Genomic DNA, 15,634 nt, shown 5'->3' with positions numbered 1-15,634 from the left:
TTGCCTGTGGCAGTAAAATAATATTTTAATAACATGATTTATTATTAAAAATGTGATATTTGATTTATCTGATCACATCTTCCTAATAATCCTGATCAACCTGTTCTAATGAAAAACACTTCTTCCTTAGCAAACATCCTATCTATTGATATTGGCGGATCCCACATCAAAGCAACAATCCTTAATACTAAAGGCGAACTGCAAAGAGGGTATGAAAAAGTAGTAACCCCGGTACCGGCCAACCCGGCAAATGTTATTATCGCCATAAAAAAACTGGTTAGCGCATTTCCTGAGTTCGATCATATATCTGTTGGTTTTCCCGGTTATGTTCGTGACGGCGTTATTAAAACCGCACCTAACTTAGGTACCGAGGATTGGGCTGATGTTGATTTTGCTGAAAAACTTTCACAGGAATTAGGTAAGCCTACCAAAGTGGTAAACGATGCTGACATGCAGGGCCTCGGCGTAGTAAGCGGAAAAGGTTTTGAAATGGTACTTACCCTGGGCACAGGTTTCGGTACAGCGTTGCTGATGAATGGCCATTTACTGCCGCACCTGGAAGTTGCACATCACCCAATATCAAAAAAAGCCCAAACCTATGATGAATACATTGGCGAAAAGGCATTAGAGAAAGAGGGCAAGAAAAAATGGAACGAGCGCATGGAAAAAGTTTTTAAAGTTTTAAAAACAGTATTCAATTACGACACTTTATACATAGGTGGCGGTAATGCAGATAAGCTGACTTTTAAACTGGATGATAACATGAAATTGGTTACCAACGAAGACGGCATTAAAGGCGGATCGAGATTGTGGACGGTGGAGCATGAAACCCAAACAGCCAACCCTTCAGCATAAAACTTACAGGCACCTAAAATTTACACTACTATATTTTTTTAAAAATGGACACGATAACAATCCCGGAGATCGAAGAAAAAGGCATAAATACCGTTCGTATTTTGGCTGCCGACATGGTTCAAAAGGCTAATTCAGGCCACCCTGGTACGGCTATGGCGCTTTCGCCAATTGGCCACGTACTTTGGAAAGAAACATTAAACTATAACCCTAAAAACCCGCATTGGGCAAACCGCGACAGGTTCATCCTGTCATGCGGCCATGCCTGCGTATTACAATATAGCTACCTGCATTTAACCGGTTACGATGTAACCATGGACGACCTTAAAAACTTCCGCCAGTTAAATAGCAAAACGGCAGGCCACCCTGAATACGGCTTGTGCCCGGGTATCGATGTTACAACCGGTCCGTTGGGCCAGGGTTTTGCTAACGGCGTAGGTTTTGCTATTGCGCAAAAACACTTAGCATCCCGTTATAATAAACCAGGTTTTGAGATCTTCAATTACCATATCTACGCTATATGCAGCGATGGTGATATGATGGAAGGGGTTACTTCTGAAGCAGCTTCATTAGCAGGCCATCTGGAGTTAGGCAACATTATTTATTTGTATGATGACAACCACATCTCTATCGAGGGTGCTACCGATATTACCTTCAACGAGGATGTAAGCGAGCGTTTCCGCGCATACGGCTGGCATGTGCAGGAAGTTGCTGATGCCAATGATGTACATGCGATAGAATTAGCCATCACCAACGCTAAAGCTGAGGCACAAAAACCATCGTTGATACGTGTGCGTTCGTTGATCGCTTATGGTAGCCCGAATAAATCAGGTACTGCAGGTTCACACGGCGCCCCACTTGGTGCTGACGAGGTGAAACTGGTTAAAGAATTTTTTGGTTTTGATCCTAATAAATCATTTGACGTACCGACTGACGTAGCAGAATACTACAAAAAAGTTGGCGCGAGAGGTGAAGAAACCGAAGCGAAATGGAATAAATTATTCGCGGACTATAAAGCGCAATTCCCTGAATTGGCTGAAGAATATGAAACCGCCGTTAAAGGCGAATTACCTAAAGGCTGGGATGCTAACATGCCGGTATTTAAAGCTTCTGACCCTAAAGTAGCAACCCGTGTTGCATCTGGTAAAGCATTAAATGCCCTTGCTGCAAATATCCCTTACTTAATAGGTGGTGCTGCTGATTTAGCGCCGTCAACTGAAACTAACTTAAAGAATTTCGATTCATTCACCTCTGAAAACAGGGCAGGCCGTAACTTTCACTTTGGTATCCGCGAACATGCCATGGGTTCAGCAATGGTAGGTATGTCATTAACAGCGGGTGTTATTCCTTTCGGCGCAACATTTCTCATGTTCTCTGAATACATGCGCCCGCCGATCCGTTTGGCATCCATTATGAAAATAAGCCCGATCTTCGTGTACACACATGATAGTATTGGCTTAGGCGAAGATGGTACTACACACCAGCCGGTTGAGCAATTAGCCGCGTTACGTGTTATCCCGCGCATCACCGTGATCCGTCCTGCAGATGCAAACGAAACTGTTGAGGCATGGAAATTAGCCGTTACCCATAAAGATGGCCCGGTTGTATTGGTATTCACCCGCCAGGGCTTACCGATCCTTGACCAGGATAAATACGGTAAAGCATCAAACCTGGCAAAAGGCGCTTATGTATTATCTGAAGCCAGCAAAAACCCTGATCTGATCTTAATGGCAACAGGTTCTGAAGTTGCTTTAATCATGGAAGCACAGGCTAAGCTTGAAGCAGAAGGTATTTCAACCCGCGTGGTAAGCATGCCATCATGGGAATTATTTGAAAAACAGGATGCTGCTTACAAAGAGTCGGTATTCCCTAAAGCATACCGTAAACGTTTAGCAGTTGAAATGGCATCGCCAATGGGCTGGAGCAAATACACTACCGACGAAGGTGATATGTTAGGCATGGAAACTTTCGGTGAATCTGCACCTGCGGAAGACTTATACAAACACTTCGGCTTTACAGTTGATAATGTAGTTAAAAGAGCGAAAGCGATATTATAATACAGATGTGAGATTGGAGATATGAGTATTGAGAATTTTTTCAATACTTATATCTCTATCTCATTTAAAGATTTGAGGTAAACTAATCTTCCTTCTCAAATCTCCTATCTCACGTCTCAAATCTATAAACAATGAATTGGCAAAGCGACATACTTAAAAACCTCGAATGGTCTGGAGTCATCATCAACCTTGAAGGAAAACAAAAGGTTGCCAATGAGATTGCTACCCGGGTAAAAGATGGTGATATTTTGGGCGTTGGTTCTGGTTCAACCGTTTATGTGGCTTTATTGGCTATTGCTAAACGGATAAAAGAAGAAGGTTTGCAAGTTAAAGCCATCCCAACATCCATTGAAATTTCGCTCTTTTGCGCCAAGCTCGGCATCCCGTTAACTACCCTTTACGAATACAAACCCGACTGGCTTTTTGACGGTGCCGATGAAGTTGATCCTGATAATAGTTTAATTAAAGGCCGCGGCGGTGCCATGTTCAAGGAAAAACTACTCATCAGCTCAAGCCCTAAAAATTATATTATTGTTGATAACAGCAAGATCGTAAAAAAGCTTGGGACTAATTTTCCTGTACCTATCGAGATCTTCCCGCCGGCTTTATTGCATGTGGAAGAAGAGCTAAAAAAGCTCGGTACAACAGAATTGTTGCTCAGGCCGGCAAAAGGTAAAGATGGGCCGGTAATAACTGAAAACGGCAACCTGATACTGGATGCCCGTTTTGAGGAGATAGGGAAAAGTATGGAGCGCGACATTAGTGCCATAACTGGCGTGATTGAAAGCGGCCTGTTTATAAATTACGATGTTGAGATAGTGATAGCATAGAATTGTGACATTCACATAGAGAACACTTCAATAGGTGGTACGCTTATTGACGATAAATACACAAAAAAGCACTAATTAATTAATAAATATACTCACAATGGCAACTAATAAAGTAAAACAAATACACAGCTTCGGTCAAAGCATCTGGCTGGATTTTATTGACCGCGAGATCATCGCGTCAGGCAAATTGAAAAAACTGATTGACGAAGAAGGCATCAGAGGTGTAACCTCTAACCCGGCGATCTTCGAAAAAGCGATCACCAGCGGATCTGATTATGATAAGGACATTGTTGAGTTAGCAAAAACGACTTCGGATAATGAAGAATTGTTCTTTAAATTAGCTATAAAAGACATTCAAAATGCCGCGGCATTATTTGAAGGTGTATATAACGAAGGCGTTGTAGGCGCTGATGGTTATGTAAGCTTAGAGGTTTCTCCGTTCTTAGCATTGAAAACAGAAGAAACCGCTGCCCAGGCAGAAAAGCTTTGGAAAGAAGTTGACCGCAAAAACGTAATGATCAAAATCCCGGGTACACAACCCGGTTTAGCAGCTATCCGCCAGTCAATTGGTAAAGGCATCAACATCAACGTTACTTTATTATTTGGTTTAGACCGTTACCGCGCGGTAACCGATGCCTACATTTCAGGCTTGGAAGATCACTTGGCAGCAGGACACAAGATCGGCCACATATCATCGGTAGCAAGCTTTTTCTTAAGCCGTATTGATGTTTTGGTTGACCCGATGCTTGACGAAAAAGGCTTAGGCGATTTAAAAGGTGAAGTTGCTATCGCGTCAGCAAAAAAAGCATACGAAATTTATAAAGAAGTATTTACCAGCGAGCGTTGGAAAAAACTGGAAGCACAAGGCGCAAAACCACAGCGGTTGCTTTGGGCAAGTACCAGCAGCAAAAACCCTGCATTTAAAGATACCAAATACGTTGAGGCGTTGATCGGTAAAGATACTGTCGATACCGTTCCTTTGGAAACTATTGAAGCATTTGCTGACCATGGTGTTGCTGCTGATACTTTGGAGCAAGGTTTAGACAAAGCAACTGAAACTTTAGACAGGTTGAAAAAAGCCGGTATCGATATTGACAAGATCACCCAGCAATTAGAAGATGAGGGTATTGATAAATTTAATAAGCCTTTCGAAAAATTATTGCAGGCAATTGAGGATCAAAAAAACAAGAAATAGATAATGGAAACATTAGCTGTAAAATTTTTGTTTTTTGACATCGGGGGCATCCTCCTTACCAATGGCTGGGGGCATGAGTCACGCGAAGAGGCCGCGCGTAAGTTCGGGTTGGATTACAACGAAATGAAAGAGCTGCATACCTTTATTTTTAATGTGTATGAAGCTGCAGGAGTTGACCTTGATGAATACCTGGATACCGTAGTTTTTAACCACCCGCGCGATTTTACACGTGAGGATTTCAAAAACTTCATGTTTGAGCAATCGGTTGAGTTGCCGAACATGCTGGCCTGGTTAAAGGAATGGAAAAAGGATTGTGGTTTCAGGATCATCGCCATCAATAATGAGGGTAAGGAACTGAATGATTACCGCATCAAGAAATTCAAACTGCACGATGTATTTGATGCCTTTGTTTCTTCGTGCGAGGTAGGCATCCGCAAACCCGATCCCGCGATTTTTAAACTGGCAATGGGCATAGCAATGGCCCAGCCGCAAGAGAGTGTATATTTTGATGACCGTAAAATGTTTGCGCTTGCTGCCAAAAAACTGGGCATGCGCGCGTATCAGCATACCGACTTCGAGACCACTAAAAAAATACTGGAAGATTTAAAAAACGAAAACCGCAAATAAAATGAGCGACACAACAGATAAATACGATTTTGGCATGATAGGCCTTGGTACTATGGGCCGTAACTTGCTATTAAACATGGGCGACCATGGCGTTAAAGGTGCTGGTTTTGATAAAGACGCCTCGAAAGGCCAATTATTAGAGCAGGAAAGCACCCATAAAAACCTGAAAGGGTTTAGCGATGTTCAACCCTTTGTAAAAAGCCTTAAAAGCCCACGCGCTATAATGATGCTGGTTCCGGCCGGTAAAATTGTGGACGACGTGATTGCAGAACTATTGCCGTTGCTTGATAAAGGCGATATTTTAATAGATGGGGGTAACTCGCACTTTACGGATACCAACCGCCGTGTGGATGAACTGGAAGCAAAAGGTTTCCATTTCTTTGGTATGGGTATTTCAGGTGGTGAAGAAGGCGCGCGCCGCGGCCCGAGCATGATGCCGGGCGGCGACAGGGATGCCTACAATGTAATGAAACCTATATTGGAATCTATCGCTGCTAAAGTTGATGGCGCTCCATGTGTTACATACATTGGCCCCGGCGCATCAGGTCACTTCGTTAAAATGGTTCACAATGGTATTGAGTACGGAATTATGCAATTAATTGCTGAAACTTACGAGGTGCTTAAAACCGGTTTGAACCTGGATAACGAAGCCATTAAAAATGTATTCACTAAATGGAACGAAGGCCGTTTAAGTTCATTTCTTTTGGAGATCACAAAAGATATCTTCAACTATAAAGCTCCAGGAACAGACCATCTTTTGTTAGATGATATTAAAGATGAAGCTAAGGCAAAAGGTACCGGTAAATGGACATCACAAGTGGCTATGGACCTGCAGGCACCTATACCGAGTATTGATACCGCGGTATCTATGCGCGATCTTTCTAAATACAAAGAAATGCGCTTAGAAGCAGCTAAAGTATACAGCCAAACTCCGCCTAAATTAGAAGTTGGCAATACCGATGAGTTTTTAGAAGCATTGGAACAGGCCTATTACTTTAGCATGGTTATCACGTACGCGCAAGGTATGTTCATGTTGTCAAACGCATCTAAAGAATATAGCTATGATTTGCATTTAGATGAGATAGCGAAGATCTGGCGTGGTGGTTGTATCATCCGTTCAACGTTCCTGAACGATATTTACAACGCTTACAAAGGCGATTCAAAACTATCTCACCTGTTATTAGATGCAGGCGTTGAAAAACTGGTAAGCGCTGCAATCCCGGGTACAAGAAAAGTGATCTCTTCAGCAATTACCGCGGGTATCGCTGTTCCTTCTTATGCTGCTTCGTTAAGCTATTTTGATAACTTCCGTACAGGCCGCATGCCATCAAACTTAACACAGGCACAACGCGATTATTTTGGCGCGCATACTTATGAACTGGTTGGCAAAGAGGGCGTTTTCCATACGCAATGGGTACCCAAAAGCGATCATTAATTAAATTAGCCGATAGAAAGACATATTATCATGGAATCAACTAAAAATCAACCTACAATATTTATCATTTTTGGAGGTACGGGTGATTTAAGCGCGCGCAAGCTCGCCCCTGCACTTTACAACCTGTTTTTGGATAATTGGCTGCCAAAACAGTTTGCCATTATTGGTACCGGCCGTACCAAGCTTTCTGATGATGATTTCAAAAAGAAATTATTAGATGACATCAACCAATTTTCGCGCAGTGGTAAAGCCGACAAAAAAAAATGGGATGAGTTTTCGAAAAGCTTATATTACCAGGTATCAGATATTAACGATGCTGAAACCTATAAAGAGTTTGGTAAACAGGTAGAAACCCGTAATACGGAGTGGAAAACCAAAGCCAATGTAATTTATTACATGGCGGTATCGCCAAATTTCTTCCCGATCATTTCTTCAAACATCTCTAAGGCAGGTTTGGCAGAGGATAAGGATCATACACGTATCGTAATCGAAAAACCTTTCGGCCACGACTTGGAAACCGCTAAGGAATTAAACACCTTACTTGCCGGTATTTTTGATGAAAAACAGATATACCGTATAGACCATTACTTAGGTAAAGAGACTGTTCAGAATATTATGGCTTTCCGTTTTGCCAACTCTATTTTAGAGCCGATTTGGAACCGTAACTATATTGAGCACGTACAGATCTCGGTAACGGAACAATTGGGCGTTGAAGAGCGTGGCGACTATTACGATGGTGCCGGCGCTTTACGCGATATGATCCAGAATCACTTATTGCAGTTATTATGCCTGGTGGCCATGGAAACACCGGTTAATTTTAGCGCCGATGAGCTGCGCAACCGCAAGGTTGACGTATTACACGCTATGCGCAAATTCTCTCCGGATGATGTGCGCAATTCGGCTGTACGCGGCCAATATGGCAAAGGATGGATGGAAGGTAAAGAAGTTACCGGCTACCGCCAGGAGCCAAAGGTTAACCCGGATTCAAATACCGAAACTTTTGCTGCCGTTAAGTTCTTTGTAGATAATTGGCGCTGGCAAGGCATTCCTTTTTACTTGCGTACAGGTAAAAGGCTGCATCAATCATCATCAGTAATTACCATCCAGTTTAAAGATGTACCACATAAGGTATTCCCTACAGAAGCTGCTGAAAGCTGGCAACAAAACAGGCTGATCATCAGCATCCAGCCTGAAATGAGTATCCGCTTACAGGTACAGGCAAAACGCCCGGGCTTGGACATGATCTTAAATACCGTTGATATGGTATTTGATTATAAAGGCACCTACACCAGCCAGGCCCCTGAAGCTTACGAAACTTTGTTGCTAGATACCATGCTGGGCGACCAAACATTATTTATGCGTGGCGACCAGGTAGAAGCTGCATGGGAACTGATCATGCCGATACTAAGCACCTGGACCAACAAGAAGAGCTTGAACTTCCCTAATTATTCAGCTAACTCATGGGGGCCTGAAAGCGCTGAGGCATTAATAGCCCGCGATGGTTTTACCTGGTTCTCGTTGCCATTAAAGGACAAAAAATAGCTATGAAATTAAATATTCTGAATACTCCCGATAATGTGCTGGTTAACCTGGCCACCTATTTTGTAACGCTTGCAGAACAAGCTATCGCGAAAAATGGAAAGTTCTCGGTAGCATTATCGGGTGGCAGCTCACCAAAAAAATTGTACGAGCTTTTAGCTTCAGCTGATTTTAAAAACAAGGTGGAGTGGGATAACGTTTATTTCTTCTTTGGCGATGAGCGCTATGTGCCACAGGATGATAAGGACAGCAATTATTTAATGGCTAAAACGGCTTTGTTTGACCCATTACAAATTGATGATTCCAATATCTTCGCGGTTGATACCTCACTAACACCGGAAGAAGCAGCAGCCGAATATAAAAAGGCTATTGACTTGTTTTTTGATGAAGAAGCTTTAGAGTTTGATCTGATCCTGCTCGGTTTAGGTGATAATTCGCATACCGCGTCATTGTTCCCACACACACCGGTTTTAAATGATTTGGATGCTACTGTCAAAGAAGTATTTTTAGAGGATCAGCAAGTTTACCGTATCACTTTCACAGCCCCGTTAATTAACCAGGCGCACAATATTGCCTTTTTAGTTTATGGCGAAGGAAAAGCGATAGCGGTACATCATGTGTTAGAAGATGCTAAAAATATTGAAGAATATCCGGCACAACTAATAGTGCCTATTCATGGTGATGTTAAGTGGTTTTTGGATGAACCAGCAGCAGCAAATTTAAAGAATAAATAAATTTCACAGGAATATTATTATCAAAGGCGATGAATTATGCTCATCGCCTTTTTTATTTAACTGCAATTCAATTCAATAGTCCTCAATCATGCATATAGACAAAAACTATATCATATAGAAACTATATATCTAACGACAATATTCTTATTTATATATTTGCAATAAATAAAAACAAAAAATATAAATATGATTACTATAGGACAAGAATTCCCAAAATTCTCTAAAACCGCGGTTGTTAGTATTGAAAAAGGAAAAGAGTTTGAAACCATCAATTCTGATTACTTTACTAACGAAGATAACGTTTGGACTGTAATGTTTTGGTGGCCAAAGGACTTCACTTTTGTTTGCCCTACTGAAATTGCTGAATTTAACAAAGCTTATGGCGAGTTCCGTGATCGTGACGCACGTTTGATCGGCGCTTCAACTGATTCTGAATTTGTTCACGCTGCATGGAGAAGAGATCATGACGATTTGCGCGATCTGAAATTCCCGATGTTAGCTGATACTTCAAAATCATTAGCTGAAGAATTAGGAATATTAGAGCCAAACGAAAAAGTTGCTTACCGTGCTACTTTCATTATTGACCCTACAGGTGTTGTTCGCTGGGTTTGTGTTAACGATTTAAACGTTGGCCGTAATGTTAAAGAAGTTTTACGTGTACTTGATGGCTTACAAACTGACGAACTTTGCCCTTGCAACTGGGAAAAAGGCCAGGAAACTATCAACGCATAATTATTCAATAATAAAAAATCCCCGTGCTTATAGCGCGGGGATTTTTTATGCATAACCATTAACAAAAATGAGCGAAGTTACAGAAACCATAAACGAACTATTACAGAGCATCGGCCTTGATGCCGGTTATCGTACCGACAGCCTTACCCTGCTTGAAAAAGGCGAATCGCGCTATATACGTGACTTTAAACTGAATTTTACCAGCACCCTGACATCAGAACACCTGAGCACAAAAGAATGCGCCCTGCTTGGCCTGAGCGTTGCTGTAAACAACAATAACAAACCCCTTACTGCATATTACACCACGTATGCTGAGGAGCAAGGTGCAAATGATGCTGAAATTGCCGAAGCTGCTGCCTGCGCATCGTTATTAGCATCCAATAATATTTTTTACCGTTTCAGGCACTTCACCCAAAAGGAAAAATATACCCAGATCCCGGCACGTATCAGGATGCAGATAATGATGAAGCCGGTTACCGGTAAAGAGTTTTTTGAATTAATGAGCTTAACTATATCCGCAGTGAATGGCTGCGAGATGTGCGTAAATGCTCACGAAGATTCGCTGATTAAAATGGGGACTACCGAAGAGCGCATTTTTGATGCTATCCGGATAGCATCTTTAGTTACCGCAAGCGGAAAAGTGATTTATTAACAGCCTTTTAAATGTAAAAAAGCCGTGAAACTTTAAAATTTCACGGCTTTTTCATTTTGTGGAGTTTTATTGTGTTTCTAATTTGCTTTTTTCAAATAAAAACTATTAATTTTATAGCAAGATTAAACACCCCCGCTTCTTTATATATTTAGTAATAAGCATTGGATTTTGTGGGGCTTATACACCAAAACCTTTAATTGTTATTTTTTTTTGACGAAGCCGCCCTGGGACTAACAGGGCGGCTTTATCTTTTTTAGTGCGCGTCAACCGCAGCTTTCTGGCCTTTCTTAAATGGTTGCAGGTATAATAATGGTATGGAAAATAACATCACCAGGCCCGAGATCCAATAAGCGTCAGCATAAGTTAATAACAATGTTTGCCTGATCACGTTTCCCTCAATAGCTTGATAAGCCATTTGGGTAGCATCGCTCAACGATTTGCCCTTCGACTCGAAGTTCTGTATCAAACCATTAAAAGTTTGCGTGAAGGCATTATTATAGGGGTTTACATTGGTTAGCAAATTGCTGCGGTGAAAACCCTGGCGTATGTGTATAATAGTAGTTAATGTAGCAATACCAAATGCACCGCCTAACTGCCTCATCATGTTATTTAAACCTGTACCCTGGCCAATTTCCGGGCCCTTCAAATCAGCGATAGCTAAAGTAGTCAACGGCACGAATAATAAAGCCATACCGATACCCCTTATCACTAAAGGCCAAAAGAAATCACTGGTGCCAGAATTCAAGGTCGATTTACTCAACATAGTGGTAAACACAAAGAACAGGAACATGCCAATGGTAGCCATAAATTGTGCAGGGATACCCTTGTTAAGCATCTTACCGATAAACGGCATCATTATAATGGTACATAAACCGCCCGGAAACAATATTTCACCCGTTTGTTGTGCCGAGAACCCCAGCAAACTCTGACAGAATATTGGGAATACGAATACAGATCCATACAAACCAAAACCGAGTATAAAGGATGTAAACATTCCCACCGCGAAACTTCGATGGCGCATAATGGCGAAGTTTACTATTGGGTGATCGGTACTCAGTTCTCGCCATATAAAAAGCAAAGTGCCCAATATTGCGGTTATGGTCAATATTAAAATGTATGTCTTAGCAAACCAATCTTCAGATTCACCTTTTTCCAGAATGGTTTGTAAACTACCTACTGCAAGTGCAAGTAATGCAATTCCCCACCAGTCAATCGGTTTATTCTTTCCATCCCGCGGCGTTGTTCGCACAAATGTATAGGTCAGGAACAGGGCCAACATACCAACAGGTATATTTACATAAAATATCCATGGCCATGAATAGTTATCAGTAATCCAGCCACCAATTGTCGGGCCTACTGTTGGGCCCACAACCGCTCCTAAACCAAATAGGGCAGTTGCGGTACCTATTTCTTCACGCGGCCAGGTTTCGATCAGGATTGCTTGGGATGTTGATATCAAACCACCACCTGCAACACCTTGTATAATCCTGAATAATACCAGCTCATCTAAACTGTGTGCATTACCGCATAAAAATGAGGCAATAGTAAACAGCAGTATAGAGGCCATATAGTAATTTTTACGCCCGAAGAAACTACCCAGCCAACCTGACATAGGCAATATAATAACATTTGCTACAGCATAACCGGTGGTTACCCAGGCAACGTCTTCAAGTGTGGCCCCCAGGTTACCCTGTATTTGGGGCAGCGATACGTTTACAATCGTGGTGTCAATAAGCTCCAGTAATGAAGCCATGATCACCGTGATGGTAATGATCCACTTTCTAAAACCTTGTTCAGCCATTATTAAATAATTAATCTTTATATATTACTGATACGTTTACGCTCATACCAGGGCGTAATTTGTCCATTGTAGCTTTATCAGCCTTAATTAAAATTTTAACAGGTATACGTTGTACAACTTTTACATAGTTACCTGTCGCGTTATCCGGTGGCAGTAAAGAAAATTTTGCGCCTGTTGCAGGCGAAAAGTTAAATACTGTACCTTCTAATTTCAATTCAGGATATGCATCTACCTCAATATCAACTTTCTGGCCTGAACGTACTTTGTCAAGCTGGGTTTCCTTAAAGTTAGCTGTAATATAAATACTGTTATCGTTAACAACTGAAAACAATGTTTGACCAGCCTGTACTAACTGACCGATCTGGATGTTCTTTTTAGAAACCAAACCGCTTGATGGTGAATAGATAGAAGTATATGATAATTGCAGTTTTGCAAAATCAACATCAACCTGCTTTTGTGTAACCCCAGAGTTGGTTACGGTCAATTGATCTTTTGTAGTTCCAATTTGTTGTACTGCTGCCTTGTATTGATCTTGTGCCGCTTTATAATTTGCCTGTGCAACTTCCAGATCAGCTTTGGCCTGGTCAAATTGTTGTTGAGTTATTGATCCGTCTTTCACCAGGTTAGCATAACGTGCATAATCTTTTGATACCTGGTCAAGCTTTGCACCTGCTGATACTACACCAGCTTTTGCAACCGCTGAATTTGAAGCCACAGTATAAATTTGTGACTGGCTGACACCAACACCTGCGCTTGCACCTTTTTGTGCAGCCAATGCCTGCTCCAATTTAACTTTATAGTCGCGGTCATCTAACTTAACCAATAACTGGCCTTTGTTAACATGCTCGTTCTCCTGAAAATATATACTATCAACATAACCGCCTACGCGTGCAACAACCGGGCTCACATCGCCGTCAATTTGCGCATCATCAGTGTCAACGTGTTTACTGTAGTATATGTATTCTTTTATACCGAAAATTATGCCCGCAATTAATACGATACCTAAAATAATAGGAAGTACTCTATTCGGCTTCTTTTTTGGTTCTTCTTCTTCGGTGGTGTGTTTTTGTGCCATTTTATTTTTGTTATTTTTTGAGTTTGTGATTAAGCGGATGAACAAGTTCACCCTTTACATTTATTTGTTAAGTTTTCCGGTTGCTTTTAATAAAGTGTAATAAGCAAGCCCTGCATCAGCTTTAGCCAGCTCCAGGTTTATTTGTGCCTGGTATAGTAAAGTTTCCGCATCTGCACGGTCTGTAGCCGAAGCGATGTTGCTCGCATATTTTGATTGTAAGATGTTGTTATTCTCACCAGCCTGTTCAATTGATGTTTGCAGCAATTGAATTTTGTTAACAGCGGTCACATAGTTCTGATAATCCTGGTTTACTTCGTTCCTAACGTTATCCGATGTTATTCCCTGATTTATGGCAACTTCATCCTGCTGTATCTTAGCTTCAGCTACTTTATTTTTGTTGGTCCAAAGTGACGAGAAATCCCAAGCTAAGGTTACACCAATAGTTATCGGTGTAATATCGTTGCCAACCTTTGGTATCGGGTTACCGGCAATACCTACATAATAACCGGCAGCAGAAGCCGATAAAGTAGGGCTCTGATTGGCCTTTATACTTTTGATGTTTGTTTCAGCAACTTTGTTGCGCAGGTATAGTTCGCGTAATTCCTGGCGGGCAACTAAAGCGGTATCAATATAATCGCTAAGCGGGCCAACAGGTTTCGCGGCATCGGTTATTTCATCAATATTCAAGTTAGTGGTTTCAGGCAAGCCTAATAAAATATCAAGATTGTAATTAATCACTTTCCTGTTATTCTCCAAATCTAAACCGTTCAGCTGGATGTTTGCTTTTTGAAGCTGGAAACGCAGCACATCGTTTTTAGTAACCAAGCCCTGGTCAAAAAAGCGTTGCGACTGGTGGATCTGTGCATCAACAGTAGCGATATTTTGGTTAACAACTTTAATACTTTGTAATACTTTATATAAATTATAGTATTCGTTGATCACGTCATATGTGATTTGGTCTTTATCTTTATCAGCATCAAGCTTTGCAACCTGGGTTAAAAGATTGGTTGATTCACGGGCATATCTCAATTTGTTACCGGCCCAAATTGTTTCGTTAATTGATGCGATACCTAAATAAGCGTTTGCACTTGTAGGCAAAGCGATAGTTTCGCCGCCAAAACGTAATACGTTTTCAGGGATCTGCGCACGGTCATAAGTAGCGCTTACTGATCCTGTTGGCAGCGATCTATCTTTAGCCTGATTGAATTGCGATACAGCCTCATCAATTTTAGCCTGAGAGTACTTTAATGTTTTACTGGTGTTTATGCCCAGTGTTATGGCCTCTTGTAAGGTGATAGTTCTGTCCTGCGCGTTGGCTGCGTTGATCAGCACGCACATGATTATGGCCGTTAGGCCATATAATTTTAGCGGTTTTATTAATTTATTTAACATATGCAGGATAGGTGTTGTGTGAGTTGTCATGTTCCTTAACTAAGTAAGCTTTCAGTAATTTTTTCTGATAAGCTTTTATACGTGGTTTAAATTTTTCTTCCAGGTTTTTTTCATCCAAAATTTCGTAGCCTAACATGGCAGATGTTAATTGCGGGGCATTGATAATGAAGTTTTTAGTGCCATAAAGAGTTGCTGTTACCATGTCAAGATCAACATCTTCATTAAATTCGCCATTGTCAATGCCTTCCTGTAATATCTTGTGGAATTCGATAACATTTTCCATCAGCATTTTAGTAAGGTTGTCGGATAATTCGCCCCGCTTATTCATCGACATTTCCTGGTAAAGCATCTTTTGGAAACAGTTATTGTTTACCACACGGTCAGCATACAGATCAATATACGCAGAAACTTTGTCCCATGCTGTCATTTGCCCGTCACTGCCCAAATCTTGTAAAATATCTCTGAAAGAATTGATCTTTCTATTAAATACAGCTAAAAACAAACCTTCTTTTGAACCGAAGTAATAGTTTAGCATAGCCATATTTACCCCAGCCTCGCCTGATATAGAACGGGTTGAAGCGCCATCATATCCCTGGTCTGAGAATACCTTCTCAGCTACATCGAGGATGTGATCTTTCTTATCTATTTTATCTTTGTCCATTGTTTTAACGCCGCAAAGTTAATCAAGCGATTGATTAATGCAAAGTGCATTT

At 41.3% G+C, this 15,634-nt stretch carries 14 protein-coding genes; 10 read left to right on the top strand and 4 right to left on the bottom strand.

Features of this window, described 5'->3' with window-relative positions; all coding sequences use genetic code 11:
- Positions 1–108 precede the first annotated feature (108 nt).
- From ACYZ0U_RS02370 to ACYZ0U_RS02325, 10 genes are all read left to right on the top strand, one after another.
- Positions 109–855: an ROK family protein gene (locus ACYZ0U_RS02370; protein ID WP_461449412.1), complete on the top strand. Its 747-nt coding sequence runs from the start codon at positions 109–111 to the stop codon at positions 853–855.
- 44 nt (positions 856–899) lie between these two features.
- Positions 900–2,909 (top strand): transketolase, encoded by a 2,010-nt coding sequence (gene tkt / locus ACYZ0U_RS02365; protein ID WP_461449410.1) that lies wholly within the window; start codon positions 900–902, stop codon positions 2,907–2,909.
- 131 nt (positions 2,910–3,040) lie between these two features.
- Entirely contained in the window at positions 3,041–3,739 is a 699-nt protein-coding gene (rpiA, locus tag ACYZ0U_RS02360; RefSeq protein ID WP_461449408.1) for a ribose 5-phosphate isomerase A, read from the top strand.
- Positions 3,740–3,836: 97 nt separating this feature from the next.
- A complete protein-coding gene (gene tal, locus ACYZ0U_RS02355) occupies positions 3,837–4,934 on the top strand; it encodes a transaldolase (RefSeq protein ID WP_461449406.1) in 1,098 nt (365 codons plus the stop codon).
- Between the two features lie 3 nt (positions 4,935–4,937).
- Positions 4,938–5,561 (top strand): HAD family hydrolase, encoded by a 624-nt coding sequence (locus tag ACYZ0U_RS02350; RefSeq protein WP_461449404.1) that lies wholly within the window; start codon positions 4,938–4,940, stop codon positions 5,559–5,561.
- A 1-nt stretch (position 5,562) separates the two neighbouring features.
- Positions 5,563–6,996 carry an NADP-dependent phosphogluconate dehydrogenase gene (gene gndA / locus ACYZ0U_RS02345; RefSeq protein ID WP_461449402.1) on the top strand — a complete coding sequence of 478 codons (1,434 nt, stop codon included), beginning with the start codon at positions 5,563–5,565 and terminating at the stop codon, positions 6,994–6,996.
- Between the two features lie 30 nt (positions 6,997–7,026).
- Entirely contained in the window at positions 7,027–8,538 is a 1,512-nt protein-coding gene (zwf, locus tag ACYZ0U_RS02340; protein ID WP_461449400.1) for a glucose-6-phosphate dehydrogenase, read from the top strand.
- Between the two features lie 2 nt (positions 8,539–8,540).
- Entirely contained in the window at positions 8,541–9,269 is a 729-nt protein-coding gene (gene pgl / locus ACYZ0U_RS02335; protein ID WP_461449398.1) for a 6-phosphogluconolactonase, read from the top strand.
- 186 nt (positions 9,270–9,455) lie between these two features.
- Positions 9,456–10,001 (top strand): peroxiredoxin, encoded by a 546-nt coding sequence (locus ACYZ0U_RS02330; protein WP_461449396.1) that lies wholly within the window; start codon positions 9,456–9,458, stop codon positions 9,999–10,001.
- A 67-nt stretch (positions 10,002–10,068) separates the two neighbouring features.
- Positions 10,069–10,653, top strand: coding sequence for a carboxymuconolactone decarboxylase family protein (locus ACYZ0U_RS02325; protein WP_461449394.1), 585 nt, complete (start codon positions 10,069–10,071; stop codon positions 10,651–10,653).
- A 253-nt stretch (positions 10,654–10,906) separates the two neighbouring features.
- Here ACYZ0U_RS02325 and ACYZ0U_RS02320 read toward each other — a convergent pair whose 3' ends face one another.
- From ACYZ0U_RS02320 to ACYZ0U_RS02305, 4 genes are read right to left on the bottom strand one after another with little or no spacing between them, the layout of a single operon-like run.
- Positions 10,907–12,454, bottom strand: a complete 1,548-nt coding sequence (locus ACYZ0U_RS02320; RefSeq protein WP_461449392.1) for a DHA2 family efflux MFS transporter permease subunit — start codon at positions 12,452–12,454, stop codon at positions 10,907–10,909.
- 10 nt (positions 12,455–12,464) lie between these two features.
- A complete protein-coding gene (locus ACYZ0U_RS02315; protein WP_461449390.1) occupies positions 12,465–13,529 on the bottom strand; it encodes an HlyD family secretion protein in 1,065 nt (354 codons plus the stop codon).
- A 60-nt stretch (positions 13,530–13,589) separates the two neighbouring features.
- On the bottom strand, positions 13,590–14,951 hold the full coding sequence (locus tag ACYZ0U_RS02310) for a TolC family protein (RefSeq protein ID WP_461449388.1): 1,362 nt from the start codon (positions 14,949–14,951) through the stop codon (positions 13,590–13,592).
- A complete protein-coding gene (locus tag ACYZ0U_RS02305) occupies positions 14,911–15,582 on the bottom strand; it encodes a TetR/AcrR family transcriptional regulator (protein ID WP_461449386.1) in 672 nt (223 codons plus the stop codon). The genes ACYZ0U_RS02310 and ACYZ0U_RS02305 overlap by 41 nt, the downstream gene beginning before the upstream one ends.
- Positions 15,583–15,634 lie beyond the last annotated feature (52 nt).

Origin of the sequence: Mucilaginibacter sp., from assembly GCF_965225845.1 — a bacterium.
Lineage (GTDB): Bacteria > Bacteroidota > Bacteroidia > Sphingobacteriales > Sphingobacteriaceae > Mucilaginibacter.
Note: the sequence above shows the minus strand (reverse complement) of the source record. Positions and strands in the feature narration are given on the sequence as shown.